19 protein-coding genes are annotated in these 22,581 nt (G+C 35.1%); 6 read left to right on the top strand and 13 right to left on the bottom strand.

Going from position 1 to position 22,581, the window contains the following annotated elements; all coding sequences use genetic code 11:
• Nucleotides 1–19: 19 nt before the first annotated feature.
• The 10 genes from CG11_RS01060 to CG11_RS01010 form a co-directional block, all read right to left on the bottom strand.
• Nucleotides 20–703 (bottom strand): acylneuraminate cytidylyltransferase family protein, encoded by a 684-nt coding sequence (locus CG11_RS01060; protein WP_052592242.1) that lies wholly within the window; start codon nucleotides 701–703, stop codon nucleotides 20–22.
• A 57-nt stretch (nucleotides 704–760) separates the two neighbouring features.
• Complete coding sequence (locus tag CG11_RS01055; protein WP_052592240.1) at nucleotides 761–2,209, bottom strand: aminotransferase class I/II-fold pyridoxal phosphate-dependent enzyme; 1,449 nt, start codon at nucleotides 2,207–2,209, stop codon at nucleotides 761–763.
• Nucleotides 2,199–3,050 carry a sugar phosphate isomerase/epimerase gene (locus CG11_RS01050; RefSeq protein WP_052592238.1) on the bottom strand — a complete coding sequence of 284 codons (852 nt, stop codon included), beginning with the start codon at nucleotides 3,048–3,050 and terminating at the stop codon, nucleotides 2,199–2,201. The genes CG11_RS01055 and CG11_RS01050 overlap by 11 nt, the downstream gene beginning before the upstream one ends.
• The gene (locus CG11_RS01045) at nucleotides 3,051–3,485 is read right to left on the bottom strand and encodes a GNAT family N-acetyltransferase (protein ID WP_052592237.1); all 435 of its coding nucleotides are present in this window, start codon (nucleotides 3,483–3,485) and stop codon (nucleotides 3,051–3,053) included.
• Nucleotides 3,479–4,507 carry an N-acetylneuraminate synthase gene (neuB, locus tag CG11_RS01040; RefSeq protein WP_052592235.1) on the bottom strand — a complete coding sequence of 343 codons (1,029 nt, stop codon included), beginning with the start codon at nucleotides 4,505–4,507 and terminating at the stop codon, nucleotides 3,479–3,481. The genes CG11_RS01045 and neuB overlap by 7 nt, the downstream gene beginning before the upstream one ends.
• Before the next feature lie 97 nt (nucleotides 4,508–4,604).
• Nucleotides 4,605–5,717: a GDP-mannose 4,6-dehydratase gene (gmd, locus tag CG11_RS01035; RefSeq protein WP_052592233.1), complete on the bottom strand. Its 1,113-nt coding sequence runs from the start codon at nucleotides 5,715–5,717 to the stop codon at nucleotides 4,605–4,607.
• Nucleotides 5,718–5,948: 231 nt separating this feature from the next.
• Entirely contained in the window at nucleotides 5,949–6,857 is a 909-nt protein-coding gene (locus CG11_RS01030) for a bifunctional 2-polyprenyl-6-hydroxyphenol methylase/3-demethylubiquinol 3-O-methyltransferase UbiG (protein WP_197043752.1), read from the bottom strand.
• A gap of 323 nt (nucleotides 6,858–7,180) precedes the next feature.
• Nucleotides 7,181–8,086, bottom strand: coding sequence for a hypothetical protein (locus tag CG11_RS01025; RefSeq protein ID WP_052592229.1), 906 nt, complete (start codon nucleotides 8,084–8,086; stop codon nucleotides 7,181–7,183).
• A gap of 6 nt (nucleotides 8,087–8,092) precedes the next feature.
• Nucleotides 8,093–9,523 carry an MBOAT family protein gene (locus CG11_RS01020; RefSeq protein WP_052592227.1) on the bottom strand — a complete coding sequence of 477 codons (1,431 nt, stop codon included), beginning with the start codon at nucleotides 9,521–9,523 and terminating at the stop codon, nucleotides 8,093–8,095.
• Between the two features lie 322 nt (nucleotides 9,524–9,845).
• Nucleotides 9,846–12,506 (bottom strand): hypothetical protein, encoded by a 2,661-nt coding sequence (locus CG11_RS01010; protein ID WP_052592223.1) that lies wholly within the window; start codon nucleotides 12,504–12,506, stop codon nucleotides 9,846–9,848.
• A gap of 403 nt (nucleotides 12,507–12,909) precedes the next feature.
• Here CG11_RS01010 and CG11_RS01005 point away from each other — a divergent pair, with 403 nt between their 5' ends.
• The gene (locus CG11_RS01005; RefSeq protein WP_052592221.1) at nucleotides 12,910–13,554 is read left to right on the top strand and encodes an alpha/beta hydrolase; all 645 of its coding nucleotides are present in this window, start codon (nucleotides 12,910–12,912) and stop codon (nucleotides 13,552–13,554) included.
• A 178-nt stretch (nucleotides 13,555–13,732) separates the two neighbouring features.
• Here the strand turns inward: CG11_RS01005 and CG11_RS01000 are convergent, their stop codons facing one another.
• The 3 genes from CG11_RS01000 to CG11_RS00990 all read right to left on the bottom strand — a co-directional run bounded on the left by CG11_RS01000 (nucleotide 13,733) and on the right by CG11_RS00990 (nucleotide 16,879).
• The gene (locus tag CG11_RS01000) at nucleotides 13,733–14,794 is read right to left on the bottom strand and encodes a M42 family metallopeptidase (RefSeq protein ID WP_052592219.1); all 1,062 of its coding nucleotides are present in this window, start codon (nucleotides 14,792–14,794) and stop codon (nucleotides 13,733–13,735) included.
• Nucleotides 14,795–15,421: 627 nt separating this feature from the next.
• A complete protein-coding gene (locus tag CG11_RS00995; RefSeq protein WP_052592217.1) occupies nucleotides 15,422–16,342 on the bottom strand; it encodes a mechanosensitive ion channel family protein in 921 nt (306 codons plus the stop codon).
• 9 nt (nucleotides 16,343–16,351) lie between these two features.
• Nucleotides 16,352–16,879 (bottom strand): DUF4258 domain-containing protein, encoded by a 528-nt coding sequence (locus tag CG11_RS00990; protein ID WP_052592215.1) that lies wholly within the window; start codon nucleotides 16,877–16,879, stop codon nucleotides 16,352–16,354.
• Nucleotides 16,880–17,220: 341 nt separating this feature from the next.
• Here CG11_RS00990 and CG11_RS00985 point away from each other — a divergent pair, with 341 nt between their 5' ends.
• The 5 genes from CG11_RS00985 to CG11_RS00965 all read left to right on the top strand — a co-directional run bounded on the left by CG11_RS00985 (nucleotide 17,221) and on the right by CG11_RS00965 (nucleotide 22,576).
• Nucleotides 17,221–18,138, top strand: coding sequence for a hypothetical protein (locus CG11_RS00985; RefSeq protein WP_052592213.1), 918 nt, complete (start codon nucleotides 17,221–17,223; stop codon nucleotides 18,136–18,138).
• A 53-nt stretch (nucleotides 18,139–18,191) separates the two neighbouring features.
• The gene (locus tag CG11_RS00980; protein WP_052592212.1) at nucleotides 18,192–19,949 is read left to right on the top strand and encodes a hypothetical protein; all 1,758 of its coding nucleotides are present in this window, start codon (nucleotides 18,192–18,194) and stop codon (nucleotides 19,947–19,949) included.
• Between the two features lie 8 nt (nucleotides 19,950–19,957).
• Nucleotides 19,958–20,494: a hypothetical protein gene (locus tag CG11_RS00975; protein WP_052592210.1), complete on the top strand. Its 537-nt coding sequence runs from the start codon at nucleotides 19,958–19,960 to the stop codon at nucleotides 20,492–20,494.
• Nucleotides 20,484–21,008, top strand: coding sequence for a hypothetical protein (locus CG11_RS00970; protein ID WP_052592208.1), 525 nt, complete (start codon nucleotides 20,484–20,486; stop codon nucleotides 21,006–21,008). The genes CG11_RS00975 and CG11_RS00970 overlap by 11 nt, the downstream gene beginning before the upstream one ends.
• Nucleotides 21,009–21,175: 167 nt before the next feature.
• The gene (locus CG11_RS00965; protein ID WP_052592206.1) at nucleotides 21,176–22,576 is read left to right on the top strand and encodes an RtcB family protein; all 1,401 of its coding nucleotides are present in this window, start codon (nucleotides 21,176–21,178) and stop codon (nucleotides 22,574–22,576) included.
• Nucleotides 22,577–22,581 lie beyond the last annotated feature (5 nt).

Here is a 22,581-nt window from a genome sequence, read left to right as displayed (position 1 = left end):
ATCATTGCCAATAATGGCTCTACCTATTCAACAAAATTTCAGCTATTTCAAAATCAATCTCGTCATCAATATCTATAGAAACATTTTTAGGCATCAAATATTTAATCATTTTCAAATTTTGATATCCTAATTCAAGCAAGGCACTTACTCTTATAATGTAAATTGCTCCATTCAACTCATAAACGGTTGGGCAATCTTGTCTACGTGTAAAAACCCCTTTTTTGGATTTTTCTAAGATCCCTTCTTCATTTTCTTGAAATAAGACATAATAAGGATTAGAATCTGTTTCTTTTACAGACACGATCAAGTTTGTATCCTCGTCTATCAATTTTATAGCCTCTTTTATATGAATCGCTTTTCTTAACGGCGAGGTAGGTTGCAGCAAAACAACAAATTCATAATTGATTCCTCTGCTTTTATAAAAATCCAAGGCATGTAAAATGACACTTTCTGTTGTCGCTGTATCAGACGCAATTTCATCTGGTCTTAAAAAAGGTACTTCCACCCCTATTGATTCCACTACTTGTTTTATTGGTATAGAATCCGTAGATACACATATATCCTCTTTCTTAGCTATCTTTAGTGCCTCTGTTATAGAGTAATAAATCAAAGGTTTCCCTCCAAGGTGCTTTATATTTTTATTAGGTACTCCCTTAGAACCTCCTCTAGCAGGAATCAGATATAATATTTTTGCATTATTCACTAATTTCTTATTTACTTAGTATTATATAATTCAAAGATTACTTCCTTCCATCCTTACTTATGAGTACATCGAAACAAACTCATTAAGACAATCACAAATATAATCAACCTCTAAGGCAGATAAATTGACAGCAGAAGGCAAACTCATCCCAGCTTTAGAAACACGTTCAGAAATATCAAAAGTATTATTTTGAGCATACTCAACGTATGGAGGCATTACATTCAAAGGAAAAAAGATGGGTCTTGTTTCTACTCCTTTTTCATTCAAAAAGTCCATTAAATCTTTTCGTGTAAAAGGAGCTGTTTCATTTATTAAGAAAGTATACAACCAATAAGAGTTCGTAACATTTTCTTTTTCAATAGGAGTTTGGAAGAAATCATACTTAGAAAGAACTTCATTGTATTTTTGAGCCAATGTTTTTTTGGCATTAACAAACTCATCCAATCGCTCAAATTGAGCAACTCCTATCGCTGCTTGTAGGTTTGTTAATCGGTAATTAAACCCAACATAATCGTGCCAGTAGCGTTTTTCTTTACTCATTCCATGATCACGCAAAACAGCTCCTTTATCTGCAATGTCAAAGTTCTTAAACAAAACCATCCCTCCTTCTCCAGTTGTAATGGTTTTGTTGCCATAAAAACTAAACGTTGCCGCATCTCCAAATGCCCCTAGAGGCTTTCCCTCATAAGTAGAGCCCAAGGCCTCTGCACAGTCCTCTACTACCAATAAGTCATGCTTTTCTGCAATTCGCATAATTTCATTCATGTCACAAGCCTGCCCATACAAATGAACGGGCATAATAGCCTTGGTTCTATCGGTAATCAACTCCTCAATTTTACGAGCATCTATGTTCAAAGTATCCGCTTCAATTTCAGCCAATACAGGCGTGGCACCGGTATAAATAATTGCATTGATAGAAGCAGCAAAAGTCATATTAGGCACAATTACCTCATCTCCTTTGCCTATATCCAAAGCGGCTAAAGCTAAGTGCAAAGCTACGGTTCCATTACTTACCGCCAAGGCCTCATAATTTTCATGATATTCTTTAAACAAAGCTTCAAATTTTCGAACATATTTTCCTTGAGAAGAAATCCAGTTCGTTTTGATGCACTCTGTTAAATAAGTCAACTCGTTTCCCTCCAATAATGGAGAGGCAATTGAAATGCGTCGCAATCGATTCAGAGAAGCATAATCAACGACTTCTCCTCTGTCATTCAATAATGGGATAATCTTAATTCTATTATTTAAACATTCCAAAATTTTTGAATTATCAGCATTCGAAGGCAAGGATACAAAATTAGCATTCATTACATTGGTCACAGCTGTCTCTAAATTCACTTCTGAAAGTAAAAATCGACGAACATCGCCATCGGTTAATATACCCAATAACTTATTGGTATCATTATCATCTACGATGAATAAAACTCCAGAGCCTTTATTATCTAAATGGTGAAGGGCTTCTCTTAAATTAGAGTTTTTATTGATGATTAAATCTTTAATTTCCATCTCCTGTCAATAATTTTATTTGTGCTTTAATTTCGAATAGTTCTAAAGACTTAACTTCTAAAACATGCACATAATTTCTAAATTCATCAAAATATTCTAAAAACCAATAATCTTTCGGCAAGGGTAAATTATTATCTTTCGTTCCATCATTATCACTATGGTGAAATGCTTTTATAAATGGCTTAATTTTCTGAAACTCCTGCTTTAGATCCAAACCAAGCGTTTGACAGCTTACTTTTAGGTGCGCGGTATCTAACAACAAGCCCAATCGATCGTGTTCTATCATCTCAAACAACCAATTAATCTCCTCATATTCTGTGCATAGCAGAAAATTCACCTTATTATCATAGTTAAATGGAGCAATTACATTGTTCTCTATGAGAAAATCTATATCTAACTCCTCTGCAAGCACCAATAACTCGTTCACAGAATCCAGAAAATGCTGCTTACTTAACTTTTTATCTAAATTAGCTGGAACTTTTATTTTCTGACCTAATTCTGCTGGATTTGGATCCACACAAAAACCTGCATGAGCAGCAAAGAAGGGAGATGAACTCGATTTTGCCAAATGCAAGCCATTCTTACAATGCTCTATAGACATTCGCCTGATTGTTTCATCTGTACTTGCCAAGTTCAAAACAAAGGGAATTTGGGGTGCAGGAAAGTAATTATGCGGCATTCTTGGAAAACGACAGGCTTTATAGATTAATTCCATGTCTTGACGATATGGCATTCCTGAACTAAATTCCAAGTTAATGGTTTCTTTTTCACAGCACTTAACAACAGCTTCAACAGGTTGTCCTAAAAAAGCTAACGAGCTAACATATATATTAGAATTCATTTATTGTTTCAATCTTTTCATGATAAGAACAGCATTATTGAGCTCTTTAACTTGTTCAAAATTCAATTGATTATACAAGGATACCGCTGCCATATTATCTTTATCTACCGATAAGTAGATTTCGGGCAAATGATGTGTATCTGCATAATTCAGTAAATAATTCATGATTTGTTTTCCAAAACCTTTTCCTGTATACCCCTCTATCATGGCAATTCCCAACCATGTCCGCCCATCTTCATAATCTAAATGGCCATACCCAACGGGCTTGCTGCCAATAAAAGCAAGCAAAGTCAATTGATGATTATCTAGTACATCAATTGAGCGCTTATCAAAGTATCGAAATGTTTTTGCCGAATTACCAGCACTATCAATAAACTCTTGCAATACTGAGCCGTCTGATTTATTGATTTCTTTAATCGATAGTTTTTCTACCATAGAATGCAATTGTAATCAATAGTTTCATCTAATGACAATGACTTAGAGACTTTTTTCCCTATAATTTCATCCAACATATTAATAGGAATGCCTTGCAAAGGTCTTTTAAAACCAATGTGAGCTGGGGTCAATACTTCACCTTCTTTAATATCTTTAATAATAACCATACCTCGCTTCATTCCTAAACTATTATCTAGTTCTATCTTCGAAGGTCTTTTAACTTTGCTCCCCAAAGACAATTCTATATTTCGAATACCATCAACTAAGTCTCGAAACTCCGAAGGTGTCAAAGAACAAGAATGGTCAGGACCGTCCATATTCTTATCTAAGGTAAAATGTTTTTCTACTACTTCTGCCCCCAACGCTACCGAAGCAAAGCAAGCAAAGTTATTGGTTACATGATCAGAATACCCTACTCTGACACCACAAGCATCTCGAATAGATGTCATAGCTAAAATATTAGCATCTTCTATTTTTGAAGGGTAATTGGTTGTACATTGCAACACAATAATGTCCTCATTACCTTCTTCTCGAATTGCCTCTACTGCTTCAAAAACATTGCTCAAGGTTGCCATCCCTGTAGAAACTAACATTGTTTTTTGTTTTTTAGCTACTGCCCTCAAGAAGGGCAGTTCTGTTAATTGCCCTGAAGCTATTTTGTAAGCACCTACATCTAGTTTTTCTAAAAAGTCTAAATCTTCAATATTGTAAGGTGTTGACAAAAAATCAATGTCTACTTCTTCACAATAACGGATAAGCTCTTGGTAAACCTGAAAATCTAATTCTAGCTTTTTGAGCATCTCATATTGGCTTTCAGACTTGTCAGTCACTTCCAGTTGGTACTTCGCTTTTGGAGAAGTTCGAGTAACAATTTGAGAAGCTTTAAATGTCTGAAATTTAACACAATCAGCACCTGCATTTTTTGCCTCTTTTATTAATTTCTTAGCCAAAGCTGGATCTCCATTATGGTTGACACCTACTTCAGCAATAATATACGTTTTGCCATTATTTTTTATCATCATTAATTGGGTGTTTTTTGGTTTTCCTATCCATTTAAAATTAGTGCCTTACGAAATATTTTCAGAATAGATTTGTTCTGCGTTATTAGCGGCAAACGACTTACTCAAAATAATTCATGGTGATATAGCCCCCCTCTTTTAGGTATTGTTCTTTACGCATTAATTTAAGGTCACTCGTCATCATATCTTTTACCAAAGACTGCAAATCATGCTCTGGAATCCATCCTAGTTTTTCATTTGCTTTGGTAGGATCACCAATCAATAAATCAACTTCTGTTGGTCGGAAATATTTAGGATCCACTGCCAACACCTCTTTCCCTATTTCCAATTGATAATCAGGGTCATTACAGGATTTGACATAAGCTTTCTCATCAACACCTTCTCCTTTAAATTCTAACTCAACCCCGACCTCTTGGAAACTCATGCGAACAAAATCTCTTACCGTAGTTGTTTTGCCTGTTGCTATTACCCAATCTTCTGCTTCATCCGCTTGTAGAATCATCCACATCATGCGTACATAATCCTTGGCATGTCCCCAATCTCTCTTAGCATCTAGATTTCCTAAGTAAAGCTTATCTTGCAACCCTAAGGCAATTTTAGAAGTTGCTCTAGTAATTTTTCTAGTTACAAATGTCTCTCCACGAAGGGGAGATTCATGGTTGAAAAGAATGCCATTGCAGGCATACATACCATAAGCTTCTCTATAATTGACGGTAATCCAATAAGCATACATTTTCGCAACAGCATAAGGCGATCTAGGATAAAAAGGAGTTGTTTCTGATTGTGGTACTTCTTGAACTTTTCCATACAATTCAGAAGTTGAAGCTTGATAAATTCTAACTTTCTTTTCCATGCCTAACAACCGTACGGCATCTAAAATTCTCAGTGTTCCTAAACCATCAACATTACCTGTATACTCAGGTGTTTCAAAAGAAACATGTACATGGCTCATTGCGGCTAAATTATAAATCTCGTCTGGTTGAATTTCTTTGATTAAACGAGTAATATTAGTGCTATCTGTCATATCCCCATAATGCAAAAAGAAATTGCGATTATCAATATGAGGGTCTTGATAAAGATGATCAATTCTATCGGTGTTAAAAAGAGACGATCGACGCTTCATGCCGTGCACTTGGTATCCCTTTTTTAATAAAAATTCGCTCAAATAGGCTCCATCCTGCCCCGTTACTCCAGTAATTAATGCTACTTTCATAAAATGTGTTTGTCTGCTTGTTTTTTTTTAGAATTCACTTAAAAACGATATTGCTAAATGCACTGACCAATATTTTCATTTGTCGCAAAGCATTCCTATGATAACTCTATATTGTTTTTTTATGTCAATAATAAACCCTTCTTATAGTCCTCCTTTTCTAATTACTTCAGACAAAATATTACAAGCATTCATTAGTACAAAAAAAACGCAACGATCTACTAGGCATTTAACTTATTTATTCTTTATTACTTTTATTATCCGCCTTTTAAGTCGATAAAGCAATGCTTTTTCTTCTTTCATTTTTTTATCATAATATTTTTTCTGTATATGGTAAAGCTCAGGTGATAAAGTTACCTCTTTAGGTTCTCCTTTTTTGACAACAGCAATAATTTCCATTTCATTATAAGCGTCGCCCTCATATATAGTACTAATTTCAACATTGGCTTTACTTAATACATTCGAAAGTGTATGAATATTAAAGTAAAAAGTATGCACTGTTCTAAAACAATGTTCAACTATTGGATGCTTACCAAAATTTAAACTATTAGGAACAGCAATATAAAGCACCCCATCATCTTTCAACAAACGGCTAATTTTTTGCACAATTTCAATAGGATTTTGAAAATGTTCTAGTACATGACGCATACAAATTAAATCGAAAGTACCATGCTGTTCTTCTTTGAACTCTTCAAGTTCAATATCTTCTCCTAGAATCTCAACTCCCATAGCTTTCAAACTTTTTTGACAATTAGGAGAAGGTTCGATAGCGAAAAAGTTAGCATCTGGAAATTTACCTAACAAATATTGTAAGTTAGCTCCTTCTCCACTGCCTATGTCTAGTATATTTTCTATTTTATTTTCTAAATACCCTCTTTCTTTTAATCGATTAAAAACAGGTTTGTAAAGACTATTTTCTATTAATGTTTTATCCATATTGGGGCGATAATATTTGTCATAATCATTGACATAAAAGTCCCAAAGTTTTTCTTTTGTCCAACGAGGATTTAGGTAACTCAATCCACAGTTTTTACAAATCACAACATTAGCATCTAGACCAAACTGCCCATGGGTACACAACTGATCCTCGTTATAAGTCCCACATACTACACAATTTACTTTTTCAAACTCTTTTCTTTCCATTTTAGTATACATACATTTTAATCGTAGTCAGCTACTATTGCTTGATTTTAGCATCACTTAACAAAACCACATTACATTAATTAAGTAATCGCCCAGAAAAAATTCTATAAACTACAAAGTAGCCCCCAGGTAAAGCCGTACGTTCTGGCTATACTTCTACTACGTGGTCACTTCGCTTGTCAATTAGCACTAAAAATAAAGTTATTTTTTAACTATAATTTTTCATGTCCACTTACTTATCAAAATTTAAATAACCTTGCCCATAAAAAATCATACCCCATCAATCTCTTTTGTAATTCTCCTACAACTTATTGTTTGAGAACTCATCTATTTTTTATCCAATTAGCAATTTTTTGAGATACAACAGCACCTGATTTTTTATGCAAATGATTGCCATCAGTATACGTAAAACTAGTCTTTTCCTTAGTGAAATCCAAATAATCTTCTGACAGAAGGATAGCCTCTTTTAGTTTAGAATCGAACATAGGCATTAGCTCATTTTCAATCTCCAACATCTCTTTAGAAACAGGCAATCGCACCAAAAACACCTTTCCATACTGATTCAAATATTGAATGGTTTTAATTAAGTATTGTAACCTCAAAGTAGAAAATTTATATTTAGGCAGTACTTTATCTCGGTATCTTTTTAGTTTATTTAACGTTCGTTCTTGCACAACTGCTACATCTGTCCTCAAATTCATTTCTAACCAACCATCTTCATGCAAGTACATTTTAGAGTTTCCAAAGGACAGAATTTGATAATACTTGCCTCCAAAATTATGGTATAAATATCCCCAATTAGGCTTCTGATTTACATTAACAGTATTTGCCAATGCCAAATTGATTTCTCTAAAATGAGCAGAATCATTAGGATTTTCTGTTTCAGAACTAATAGCCCAAGGGTCTACAGTAATGATAAAAGTACCGTTTCGTTGGGTAGTATCTAATTTCTTTTTGATGCTATTTAAGTATACATGACCAAAAGGGCTTTGAGCCAAAGTAAACGCATAGTTAAAAAACGGAGCATCTGTCTCTAATATTTCATCAAAAATAGCGGGTTGCAATCCTTGAGCAGCTCTTGAAGTACCTACAATTAGATTAAATTGTTTTGGGGTCGTAAATCTCAAATAAAAAGCATCGGTGTACCCATCTGCTTGATACAAAATAAATACAAATGAAAACCCCGTCAATAGGATAAAAGCTGTTGTTTGTAAAATAAATCGTTTCATATTAGTCTAGAATTGAAAATAAATAAACTCCTGTCGTTGTCCTGAGAACAATAAGACTGTCAATCCTAATACATAGTAAAACAACAATCGCAGGGGTCTTTGCCATTTCAAACCTAATTTTTCTAATGCATAGGCACCTTCTCTCCCTCCCCATTCTATGACTAAAAAGATTAGTACCATAACAATAGTGGTTATAGGTTTGACTTCAGGAATGGTCAACAAAGAGACAGAACACAAACCTGCGATATAACTAAAAGCATGTTCAATACTAGATGCTCTAAAGAAAATCCACGCTAATACAGTTAAAGCAAAGGTAGTCAACATTCCTAAAACCTCTTTTGCCGATGGCAACCATCTCCCTTGAGCAACCATCTCAAGATTATTTCTATTGTTATTGGTTAGTAATAATGGTAAGAAATAAATTGCATTGAGCAATCCCCAAACAATATATGTCCAATTAGCGCCATGCCAAAACCCACTCACTAAAAAAATAATAAACGTATTTCTAACCTTCATCGCTGTTCCTCCTCGACTGCCCCCCAAGGGGATATAAAGATAATCTCGAAACCATGTAGACAGAGAAATATGCCAACGCCGCCAAAACTCTGCTATATCTCTAGAAAAATATGGGAAGGCAAAATTTTTCATTAAATCAAAACCAAACAACCGAGCTGTTCCTATGGCAATATCCGAATAGCCAGAAAAATCACCATAAATTTGAAAGGTAAACAAAATAGCTCCTAAAGCCAAGGTACTTCCTGAATAGTCGCCAGAATTATTGAATATTAAATTAGCTGTCACCGCACAACTATCGGCAATAACTACTTTCTTAAAAAAACCCCACAAAATTTGACGCAAACCATCTACAGCTTTATCATACTCAAACTGACGAGGTTGATAAAACTGTGGCAAAAGTTTGGTAGCTCTTTCGATTGGGCCAGCCACTAACTGAGGAAAAAAGCTGACAAACGCAGTAAATGCAATAAAATCTTTAGTTGGTTCTAGTTTTCTTTTATAAACGTCTATAGAATAACTTAGCGTCTGAAAGGTATAGAAACTAATTCCTACAGGCAAAATAATATCAAGCCGATCAACAGCTAGAGTCTTGCCAAAAAAAGAAAAAGCGGTTACAAAATTGTCTAGGAAAAAGTTATAATATTTAAAAAAGCCCAAAAAGCCCAAATTGACACCTATACTAAGCCACAAATAGAGCTTTCGCTTCCATTCAGAAGCTTCTTCTTTTAGTTGTATGCCAATCGAGTAATCTACTAATGAACTAAAAAGTATTAAGGAAAGAAACCGCCAATCCCACCATCCATAAAAAAAATAGCTTGCAAGGACTATCAACCCATTTTGTATTCTCACATTCTTAATCGACCAATACAATGCAAAAACGGTTGGCAAGAATAGTGCAAAATCTATGGAATTAAACAGCATATATATTTATTTTTTCTCATTTCACTCAAAAAGCATTGCTCAAAAAGAACGATTATCACAAATGGATTTGATGAGAAGCAAGCTGTTTAAATTTATTCTCTTATCAAAAAAGCGAAAACGAGCACCTTCGAAGATACTGTACTTCGATGATGCCAATAAAGGGCTGAAGGCTATAGCGAACCAGACAACTTTATTATTACAGGAACTACGTTTCATGATAATCGTTAATAAAAGACAAGCTTCCTTCAACAACTATTCCCTTATAAGTTTTACATGCATAACCTTTAATAGTTATACAAATTTTCCTACTTAATTTTGATACCTATGCTGCTGTTGGCGATTCTGTTTTCTTAGCTATTACAACTTTTATTACCGTTGCTAAAAGCAACAATAAAATGACAACAGAAGCAATGGTTCCAATAGTAGCTCCTAGCAATACAGATTGGGGCTCATAAATCATTTTGATTTCATGCTTACCTGCTGGAATTTTTAGCCCTCTAAGGATATAGTTTGTCTTGATGAAAGGAGCCACTTTTTCCCCATCTATATACACATTCCAACCTTTGGGATAATACATTTCAGAGAAAACAGCAAATCGATCTTTAGCAGTTTCGGACTGATACACCATTGTATCAGGATGATATGATTTTAAGCTAATCTTATCTCCTGCTTGATAATCGGTTTCTAAACCCTTTACATAATCTGCATATTTTTCTTGTACAACAGCATTCAATGTAGGATTTAGATCATCCAAAGCAGCTAATTCTGCATCGGCATTTTTGACTTGTTGAATATTTTGTACAAACCAAACATTTCCTAAAGCAGTTGGATTATCCATAAATCGGTCAGGACTCACAATGATGTATTTCACATTCATCATGTTCATCAAATTGCTGTGTTGTTTTAGGGCAACATTTCCATTATCCAATTGATAATAATTCCAAAATTCTTGATACAACAAAGGCTTAGCCGCAGAATACCCTCCTAAACTTTTATGAATCCCTGAAGTAGCCGCCGTCTGACTAGGCGCTCCTCTAGAATAATCGACCACCTTATAAATGGACTTATCTTTTAAGATATCACGATCTGATTTTTGAAGTACTTGTTCTTTACTGGCTACTTGATAATTTTTTGCCGTATAACTATTCTCATTCAAATAATCAGAATTTATCATTCCTAAGTCTATAACAGCAACTAAGGCGACTACAATTCCAGCAATTTCTATAGATAATTTTTCTTTCGCATAAGCGTATAAAATGCCTGTTGTTACCAAAATAAACCCAATTGCTCTCAAAACATCTGCTTTTGCCAATGCTGCTCGGTCAGCTTCTAATGCAGCAACCAACTTAGGGCTAATCATTGCCAAACCAGCATCGGTAGGTGCTGATATTGCTCCCATACTTAGATATAGATAAGCCAATACACAAATCCCCAAACCAATCAAACCAGCTAACAAAACATAACCTTCTTTAGATACGGTTTGCTTTATCTTTGGCAACACTTTAGCTGACCAAGTATTAGCATATTCTTCTGCATTAAAACGCACTAATTTCATCAAACCTAACCCTATTGCCAAAATTACGATAGGCTGAGCAACTAAAAGTGTCATCTTGGTATCTCTAAACTTAGAGTACAATGGGAAATAGTAATACATCAAATCATTAAAAGCAGCAAAATGTTTTCCCCATGCTAACAGGATAAAAAATGCAAATGTGCCCACAAAAGCCCATTTCACTGCGCCTTGTAATAGTAATAAAGCTAAGAAAAGCAATAGGCAAGTGACCACACCATAATAGATAGGACCGCCACTCATAGTTTGACTTCCTCGATATTGTCGAGTATACTGATTGATCAATTGATTCATAAATTGATTGGGATCCTTGATGCCATTCTTTCTAGCAGCAGCTATTAACTCTTGTTGTATGGCAGGATTGTTAAAGGCAGCATAAGTCTCTGATTTTGGGTCAGAATAAAATGATTTTCCTTGTGTTCCACCGTGGAAATTTGGAAACATCAAACTAGCAACTTCCATTTTTTCCATACTCAATCCAAAGACATAATCGTAAGGCAAACCGCTCGATGCATTTGGTTTTTCTGCTTTATTTCTTGGATCAGCAACAGGTGCCTCTTTCTTTACAGTCAGCTCTGACTTTCCTCGTGTAGAAGCTTGACCATATTCATAAATAGCCCATAAGCTTCCTAAGTTGGAGGCGACTCCCAACAAAGTTCCCACAAGCATACTTAAAGCAAACTTACCAAAATGAGGAATTTGTTGTTTTTTGATAGCGTCAATTAAAAACAAAAGCCCTATAATTCCTAGTGCGAAATAGGTGTAGTAAGTCATTTGCACGTGATTTCTCATAATGCTATAACTGATGCCTATTGTAAAAAAGGTTGTTCCTAACAACATATTTTTACGGTAAGCACAAATAAATGCTCCTACAATAACTGGGGTAATGGCCAAAACATCCATTTTTCCAGTATGTCCTGCGGCAATATATAACGTATTGGCTGTAAAAAAGCCTAGCATAATAGACAAACACAGACTCAAGACCCAATTGACGCCCACTAGCACAAGACCTATGTATCCGCAAATCATAATTAGAAAAAGCGTCCTAAGTTCGCTTTTTTGCGTAAACACAGTAATCACTTTGCCCACATAAGTTCCAGCATAATTATAATTATTGCTTTTCATCATAGCCGTTGGCATCCCACCAAACATATGGTTCGTCCACCGAATAACAGAGCCTTGCGTTTCTTGATAATCGTTAATTTCTTTCTGTTGATACACTGCCTGAACGTTATCATGTTGTTGCAAAGACATACCATCAAAAGCCACTGGTTTTAAATACAACATTGTTGCTGCAATCAAAACAAAATAGGCTATAAGATGCTTTCCAAATCGAGCTAACAAGCTATTTGTATTTGTTGAAGAACCTCCATTGGATTCCTTTGCTTTTTTAGTATTGTTATTTTTAGCCATTAGATAGGTTGTAATATTGAAAGTGTACTGTTGATTTTTATTGCTCTCCTTCCATCACAAGTTGTAAGCTCTAAAATTAGTTGTATTGGTTCTTTTGTCCAATAAAGCACAAAAACGAAACAAGCATAATTCCATGACTTACAAAGCAATAATTTTTTAAAGCAATGTATTCAAATAGTAGTTCGTTGATTTTTTACTTTTTCACCAAAAAGATAAAAAAACACGTTTATATTAGTTTGATAATTAAGCCTTTAACACAAAACGCAACAAATTCACGACTAATTGATTATCAAACTAATAAAGTTTTTCAACGAACTATTGTTCAAAAAAATAATTTTATAATTATTTCTAATTCCACCCAAAATATAGTTTTTTCGTGTAAAAGTCAAAAAACTCTTTTGTTATGCAATCACACCAAATCAAATTTCCTAAAACCGCTCATTATTACACCTTAGGAACTCCTTCTTCCTCTACGAAGAAGTTTTTTATTGTCTGTCATGGTTATGGTCAGTTGGCCAGCCAAATCATTCATAAATTCAATCAATTAGGAGACGATTGTTTTATCGTTGCCCCCGAAGGATTTTCTCGCTTTTATTGGAACGAAAAGAAGGGCAGCGTAGGAGCTTCTTGGATGACCAAAGCAGATCGTTTGTCTGAAATTGAGGATTATTGTAATTATATAGAACATCTTTATTACAAATACAAAAACCAACTTCCTGAAAACGTAGAGATTAACATTCTGGGCTTTTCGCAAGGAGGGGCAACTGTCGTGCGTTGGATAGAACGCAATCGACCTTTCTTTCATAATCTTATTTTGTGGGGTGCTGCCTTTCCTACGGATTTAAGCTATTTGCCTATGAAAGATTACTTGGCGCAAAAGAAGCTGTATGTTGTCTATGGAAAGGAAGACGAGTATTTAAGTGCCGAAAAAATTCAGATGCATGATATGTTTACTCAACAACAAGGCATTCAATTTGAAATGATTTGGTTCGAAGGCAAACACGTCATAGATCGAACTGTCTTACATGAGTTGGTAGCAAAATTGTAAAGTCGCAGCCATTCAAGTCAAATCACCCTCTAAAAAAACAGTAGGTTGGTTATTAGTATCTTTATTTGTAATTTACAAACATAGAACAACTAACAACCAACCTAATATCTTATATTTTCAAAAAGGCAGCAAAATACTGCTACATTATTTTTAGCGCCTAAACAATGACGGAAATAGTTTATCTAAAACTCCAATCGTATTGATCCATTTCTAGGAGGCATTTTTTAAGCAAATCAATACCATTTCGAATATCGCTTTTATCCGCCATTTCAATAACTTGATGCACATTCCGACAAGGAATAGAAACACATCCTGCGATGGCGCCATTAATTCCTCTACGTTGAATACCAGCCGTATCGGTTCCTCCTCCTGTTAACACTTCAGGTTGCCATTGAATTTTGTAATTATCAGCCGTTTGCTTCATAAAATTAACCATTCTATAGTCGCAAATTGTCGAGCTATCCATGATTTTAATAGCACAGCCCTTACCCAAAGAAGTAATGCGTTCATGTGCTTGTGAACCAGGCACATCAAAAGCAATCGTTACATCAATTCCAAATCCAAAATCAGGATTAACCTGTTGAGCAGCAACATTAGCCCCCCTAATTCCTACTTCTTCTTGTACCGTAAATACGCCGTATACATCGTATGGGACAGGAGTATCTTTTAATTCTCTCAAAGTTTCGTAAAGCATATAAACAGCCAAACGATTGTCCAAAGATTTTGAATTAACACAATTTCCCATTTCTATCAACTCTCGCTCTCTAGTAATTGGATCACCAACACTAACCAACAACTCCACTTCTTCTTGTGTCATTCCTGTATCAATGAAATAATCTTTAATTCCCAATGGCTTACCTCGTTCAGCAGCACTTAACAAGTGAATAGGTTTACACCCCATACAACCTACAATGTCTTTCTTTCCGTGGATAATAACACGTTGAGCGGTCAAAGTTTTGGGATCAAACCCTCCTAAGGTGTGAAAACGAATGAACCCACCTTCTTCTATATGCGTTACAATGAAGCCAATTTCATCCATATGCGCTCCAATCATTACCTTTTTGGCATCTTTCCCCTTCTTCGTTCCCTTTTTCACTGCATATACATTTCCCATTGCGTCGGTAGACACCTCATCCACTAAAGGAGCAATCATTTCCATTATTACAGCTCGCAATCGCTGCTCAAAGCCAGGTGCAGCAGGGATTTTACAAAATTCGCTTAATAAAGCAATATCAATCATTTTATTTTATATTTATTTGGTAATTTGTAGATTGTAGTCTACGTTTACTTCTCTCACTATCCTATAGCATTGTTTTTTTGATATTTTACAAATCTAAATCAACACAAAACAACTGTATCACAAAATAATTTTACACCTAGTTTAACGTACATTCCAGCTAGGTTATTATTAGGTTCTATACAGCTAATCCCAATAGCAATAACACTAATTAGTCAACATCAAAGAAGGTCTTTTTAGTTTCTAAATAAAAAACACAAAAGCATTATTACGTATAAAAACATCCTAATTTTGTTGGCTATCGCAGTGTATCAAAGGCACACGATATAAGAAATGAAAAACCTATGATTACCAATAATGATTATCTATTGTTTTATAAGATTGAGAGCGAGCAAAATAGTCATTTTTAATACAAGAACTGTTGGGCAATCATTTAAGAGTCGAGAAGAATAAAAGTAGGTTTATTATTCAAACAAAAAGATTCTTTTTAAGAAAAACAAATTAAACAAAAAAACGACGCTCCAAAGAATTATAATTCATCTCTTTTGTTTTTATTTTGTTAAAACTAACGATTCTAAACGTTTCAAAAATCACAGGTTTCTGTTTCAATTTTCAATCATTTTAGTAACATCAATCGCCTGTAGCTGCTTTTACACCATCTCCAGTCGTAACTGCTCGTCGAGTAGGATAAGCGAAATCCATATCAACATTGGCTGGATCGTTAAATTGATCTAAGATTTTTTCCCACAAATAGCTTGTCGTATTTCGTCGTCGTTTGGGCTCGCACAAATAACGCATTGTTAACAAAACACCACTAGCTTCGACACTTGTATAAACAATTGGTGTTACCTTATGATAATAAATCAAATACTGTCCAGAAGCTGACTGTAGTTCTTTTCTAGCATGCTCACTGACCTTAGGTGCGTGTTCGTTCAATGTTTCCTGCAATACCTCTTTGCACTTTCTCCAATTGCTTTCGAATGTCACCAAAACCTGAATTTCATTCCAAATGTAATCCAACCCCTCATTGTAATTTGCCAAAGGAGCTTTAAAAATTTTAGAATTAGGAATGTGTATAATCCGACCTGTACTTTGCTCGTCTCCTACCCAATTGCCAACTTCTACAATCGAAAACTGAAACAAGTTGATGTCTACAACATCACCAATTTGATTCTCGACTTGAATCCGATCTCCTACCTTAAATGGCTTTTGTACCAAGATAAAATACCATCCTGCCATGTTGACAATAGGGTCTTGAAAAGCAATTGCTAGACCTGCGGATAGCAACCCCAAATAAGTAGCAAAATCACCAAAGTGATTCGCCCAAACTAAGGCAATACCAATAATTCCAATTACATAAATACCATACGTTGCACTCTTTCGCCAAGTATAACGAACCGCTAAATCGCTCTGTAGTTTCATAATAGAGCGTGTCACAATTCGTTGTATTACCCACAAAAGAATCACCAACACAAAAGTTGTTAAAGCTTTGCTTTCTGTTTCTGTTAGTCCATCAGAAAATCGATGAAACCATTCTATTATCGTATCCATTTTTTAAGCTTAATCACAAGTACAATTGTATTTATTTCCCAAGTCAATTACAGTGATAATAATAGGATCACGCTCACAATCCCCAACAATAACACGCACATGTTGCTGATCTCTAGTTGTCCCCTCATAAGCAATAGATGGGCATTTTCCAGGCTGCGCTGGTCTTGTCTTTTTATAATTAATATGATCTTGATCAATCACTTCTTGAATTTCAAAAGCATCAATTTCTCGGCATCCCATTCGGCAACGAGCGTGTCGTGTAATAACAATTGGCTTTCCTTTAAACTTCAAATCTCTTTCGGTAAATTCTTTGGGCGCAACAGGAACGGAAGGTTCTTCGATCGACTCATTTCTTGATGCGCCATTGGTTCCATGATCATCAGCTGTTTCAGGTGCAGTATTTTTGTTCGCTGTGACCGTAGGATTTTGAGCCACATTACCTTGCTCCAGTCCATATTCACAACTGTTCAACAAAAGTAGTACGATAGTTGCCACCAATATTATTCTAAAATAAGGATGCAACAGATATTTTTTCATTGTCATTATTGATAATTAGTATGTTTCGTTTGTAGTTAATGGCGCTGCTACTACGTGCTACAAAACAATGTTATAAAAAACGCCAATTATTTTTGCCCAAGCATCTCCCAAGGTATTACTTATCAAAGATAACAAGTACTTCCTTGATTTTTTGTTTTTCCAACCAAAAATCCCTAATCCTTTTGTTTTTTATGGAACTACTATCTCGCTATAGAATAATACAATTCTCTATAAATTAAATAAGGCTATTAAGAAAAACCCTTGCTTTTTTGGGTATTTTTTTGTATTATTGCTGTTTGTTTTTCTAGCTAAAATTAATTTAAAATTCTGAAACAGTAACCATGCCATTCAAACACAAAAAGAAAATTCATGAAATTCTAGAGATGGATTTTGAAACTTATGCTAAGTTTCTAAAAAAAGAAATTTTGCGGGCTGCAAAACTCGGTGAATTGGACGCTGTTATTTGTGGCAACCACAAATTTGCTGATGGCAAAGAATCGGCTCTTATTTTAATGGGAGCTTTTGTGGGAGATTTGGCAAACTTTTTTAAAAAGAATAAAGCTCAAGTTGGCTTTGCCAAAGGGAAATGTTTTTTTGAAACAACGGACAGTGGTACCAAAATGCACATTGCAATTAATGCAGGAAAAGGGAAGCCTGACCGAATCTCTAAAGCAGGTAAAAAGTTGTGGGCAAAAGCAGCTATAACACCACATTTTCACGACAAAAAGCTTCCTTTTTTAGATGCCGCTTTAGATCAGGTTAATGTTGGTGAAACGGAGTTGTTAAAATTAGCCGATACAGAAAATAATACGCAAGCCATCAAGTTGGTAAAAAACAATTATCTTAAATCCAGAAAAGTTTTGCAAGATCGTGTTTTGCCCTTGGTTAGTCATAAAGAAACCTTGGATAGTGCTTACACCAATCAACATTTTAAAATTGCCAAAGTTTGCCTAAAAAGTGCCGCAAGTTTTTTGAATAAGTTTGATGAAGTAAATGAAAAAACGCAAACACTGTATCAAAAAGATATTCAAACCGTTCGTTCAGAATATCCAAAACTCAAACGCATTGCAGCTAAAATCAAACAAGCTTTGATGGCTAGTAATGTTGTAGATATTGAGATAGATAATACTGACTCGTCTCAAGAACAAACAGATGATCTCAAAAAATCACTGCACGTACTAGATAAAGAGTTTGAGAAATTAAATTCGCTAAAAATACAAGCAGAAAAAGCATTAAAATATTTAGATTCTTTGTTGTAATCTAAGTCTATTGTAACATAAATTGTCAAAAGTAATCCCTAAATTAGGTTACCATGAATAAGTATAAAATTATTGCTATTTATCAAGAAATGCTTGCCAGCATTCATAAAATCAAAAATAGTGGCCATACCTTATCGGAAGGAGAAGCAATTCAACTGGCTCAATTAGAAACCATCACGACTCAACTCAAACAAAAAGCAGATGCTGCTGGTTTTGGAGAAGAAATGGTGGCTGACTATACGGTTCCTGTTAATTCTGCCGATGATTTATTCCAACTTATTGATACTTCTGCTTGTAGTGCTGATATTCGTCAAGCATTGACAGATGTTGTTGCTAAGAATTATGTAGCCGATGGGTTAAGCCGTAAAAAGTTATGGGACGTCCTTCAAGTTTTTGACAAATACTATGTGGCGAATGTAGATAATGTTTCTGCTGTTACTGTTAATAGTAGAATGCAGGGGGAATGGGAAAAAATATTTGGAAAGGGAAAATATGATCTCAACCTTTTAGCAACCGCTTATCAAAATTCTGCGAAAGAGGCTTTGTTAAAAGAAATAAAAGTCCTTTCTGCTAATGGTTGGAGTACTAAGGCCAATAATTTACACGTTTCTTTTGATAAAATTTTCAAAGGCAAAAAATCATGGCTTGATTCAGCTAATGATATCAAAACAGCTCCTAGCCAACTCAAAATAGATGTTTATGAATTTCCCTTAATTCCAGATCATTTTAATGGAAAATACGTTAATTTTACTGGAGGAAAAGGTCAGATTAGTGGCAAACTTGCCTTAATTGATCCTATTACAATTACCAATCAAGAAAAATTTCTAAATGGTTTTATTGTTGATTTTGAACAGGTTCTAAAAAGCAGTATCAACCTCAAAATGCTTCGCTCCAAAATGCCATCTATGGGCGCTGGTTCTACTACATTATTTAGCAAAGGGCTTACCTTGGATTTGGGGTTTGTATTATTAACGTTAAAAACAGATGTTGCCAAATATAGCTTTACCCCAGGTCTATCAGAGAGTGATGTAACAATAGATGAAAATGGAAATGAAAAGAAAACTGGTACGGTTCAAAAAATAAAAAATCGTTCCAAATTTAATCCTATTTCGATCCGCTTTCAAGGAGCTATCAATTGTGTCAAATTAATGGATAGTCTTGGTAGTGACTTTAATTTCCCTGGTGTTGATTTTGCAGCCTGTAATATTAGTATTAGCATTGGCTTTAATGTTACCATCAATCCTCCTAAAGCTAAGCCTAAAGTAGATGGTAAAAAAACGTCCCCCACACCTGATGATGTGGACAAGCCTTCCTTGGAAAAAGACAATAAGAGACTTCGTCAAATTCAAGAAAAAAATAAAGATTTAGTAAAAAAGGCAGATCAATTAGCAGATGCGGTTGACAAAAAGGATTTAGACCGACTAAAAAAAGCAGCTGGTGAATTCCAAAATACGGCGCAAGAGGCGTATGAACTACTAGAAGATCATAATTGGAAGGATAAATCTATTAAAAATAAGGCCGCTGATTTATTGAATGAAACAGCCGAAAAGGTCTATAAAAAAGTAGCCGGTCCAGTTAGCAAGTTGACCAAAGCACTAAAATATGCGAAGCCTTTGGCTCGGTTAATGCCTGGTGTCAATGCGATCTTGACGGTTATTGAAGTTGGAACTTTTATTTATGACTTTGTAGTTTGGTTCAACAGCATTGATGCCAATACTTGGGAAGATTATTTTATTGCCTTTGGAAGTAGTATGGAGAAAAGTACGTTTGGGCAGTGGTTCAAGCGATTTGATCGGTATATGAAAAGCTAAGTGTATTTATGAGCACAGAGAATTGGCAACCACATACTATTATTACTCTATCGTATCGCCCAATCTGGGATGCATTTCCATTTTATATGGGAGCTCTAGGATTCGGAATGTACATAACATCATGTATATCAATACTCTTAATAAAAGAAATATATTCCTCTGTAGCATTTCTAGATAAACTAATTTGGATAAACATTTACATCACACCCTATGTTTTGCACTTTTGGCTAACCTGTGGATTTTTTCTTTTTATCGGTCTTTTTATTAAAGAGTATATCATAGGGTATCGACAAATTAAATTGGAACTTCGTCAAATTACTTTTTATCCCAAGCAGAAACGCAAACCGCTCAACGTAATAAGATGGGAATCTCCTATACAAAAAATCTTTTTTTCTGAAGAACATAAGGTACCTCATTTAGACAAGATCAACCAAGTATTAATACTCCCTGCCTATATGTATACTGGCTCCATCCCCCAATTTTATAATATTCCTTATAATAAGAAACAAACAACCAACGCATCCAAACTCAAGCATGAAGACTAGACACTGGAATTCAGACATCGAAACATATCAGGACGATAGTTCTTTTAGTATCGTCTGTACCAATAAGCGTACAGGTTGGCTTCTGACATTGGGCTTTTTTTTATTAACTGTAATTTGGATTGCACTCTATTTTAGTCTTAAATTGATTTCATTGAAATATTTTCTTCATGGTGCTTTCTATGCTAATCTTCCCTTCTGTTATCTTCTATACAAAACAATACTTAGTGTCCCCATCGGAACAGACTGTTTTTTATCTCTAACCGACCAAGAACTTACTTATAAATTTTATCATCTAGGTTATACCCAAATTACACATCCCATAAGGGCCATTAATAAAGTTCATTTATCTACTAACAATGATTTTTTGGTCTTTCATCTGTACAATAATCGAGTAACTGAACCTGTCCCAATTACTATTGAATTCCCCAAAGAAGCTGCTCGAATATTAGTAGAAGTCCACACTTTTCTAGAACAACAAGGTGTGCATCTCCCTCCGCCTATTGCCAATCCTTAAAATAAATTGACTTTTTGGAACTTAGTACAGCAAGATAGAGTTTAGATAATCAATGCAAAACGTACACTTCTATTTTAAAACCATTCTATCTTATATAAAGATAGTTATGGCATTTATAGTGTGGTAGTTGTTTTAACCAACACGATATTGTCAAGGAATTACAGGTTATGAAAAAAGAAAAACTTAGAGGAAAAGATTTAGTAGCTATAGGTTACCAAGATACTGCTATTAGAAGTTTGGCAATGTTACTTGTTGGCAAAGGTTATAAGCATACTTCCAAAAAAGAAAAATTGGAGTTGCTTCAACAAGTCGCACAGCAACCCAAGGATTATACGCAACATACTGTCTTAGGACCTGTAGCCATCAAGCTATTGGACGAACAAGCAAAAGTCGAAAACTATGCTTTTTCTGATAAGCCTTTTACTATTTATGGTGCTAATGGAATCGACGAGAGTGCCAAAGAGCAAATGAAACAAGCCATGAGCCTTCCTATTACAGCCGATGGTGCTTTAATGCCAGATGCGCATTATGGTTATGGATTGCCTATTGGTGGCGTTTTGGCTACTAAAGATGCTATTATTCCTTACGGAGTTGGGGTTGATATTGGTTGTCGAATGTGTTTGAGTATCTTTGATGCTCAAGGGAGTTATATCAAGGACAATACCTCTCAGTTAAAAAGAATTATTCAAGACAATTCTAGATTTGGTAAAACTACGTTTGATGACAACAAGAGAAACGATGCTATTTTTGATCGATCTGAATTTAAAGAAATCGGTTTGTTGCGTTCTTTAATTGACAAAGCTTATCAACAAATTGGTTCTTCTGGTGGGGGCAATCATTTTGTGGAATTTGGTTGGGTTGAAATTAAGGAAGCGAATAATGACTTGAATTTGCCAATTGGCAACTATCTAGCCTTGTTGAGCCATTCAGGTTCAAGAGGTTTGGGTGCTAAAATAGCCAATACTTATACCAATATTGCTATGAAAAAACGCAATTTGCCTAAGTCTACGGCTCATTTATCATGGTTGCATATGAATGAACAAGAAGGACAAGAGTATTGGATTGCCATGAATCTGGCTGGTGACTATGCTTCTGCATGCCACCATCATATTCATCGTCGCATTCAAAAAGCATTAGGTATCAAACAATTGCATCAAATTGAAAACCATCATAACTTTGCCTGGAAGGAACAACTAGCAGATGGCTCTGCGGTTTTTGTACATCGGAAAGGAGCTACCCCCGCACACAAAGGCGCTTGGGGTATTATTCCTGGCTCTATGACTGCTCCTGCTTTTATTGTTCGAGGGTTAGGCAATCCGCAATCCATCAACTCGGCTTCTCATGGTGCTGGTCGCGCTTTTTCTAGACGAAAAGCCAAAGAGTCCTTCACTAAAAAAATGCTCCGAGAAGTTTTAAAAAGCAACCAAGTAGAATTAATTGGTGCGAGATTAGATGAAGCCCCTTTCGCTTACAAAGACATTCATACAGTCATGCAAGCACAACAAGAACTAGTAGATATTGTTGCTCCATTTTATCCTAAAATCGTTCGCATGGATTCAGGAAAATAAAACAT

The organism is Aureispira sp. CCB-QB1 (genome assembly GCF_000724545.1).
Classification (GTDB): Bacteria; Bacteroidota; Bacteroidia; order Chitinophagales; family Saprospiraceae; genus Aureispira.
The sequence above is the reverse complement of the archived record's forward strand: the minus strand, read 5'-3'. Positions and strand labels throughout refer to the sequence as shown.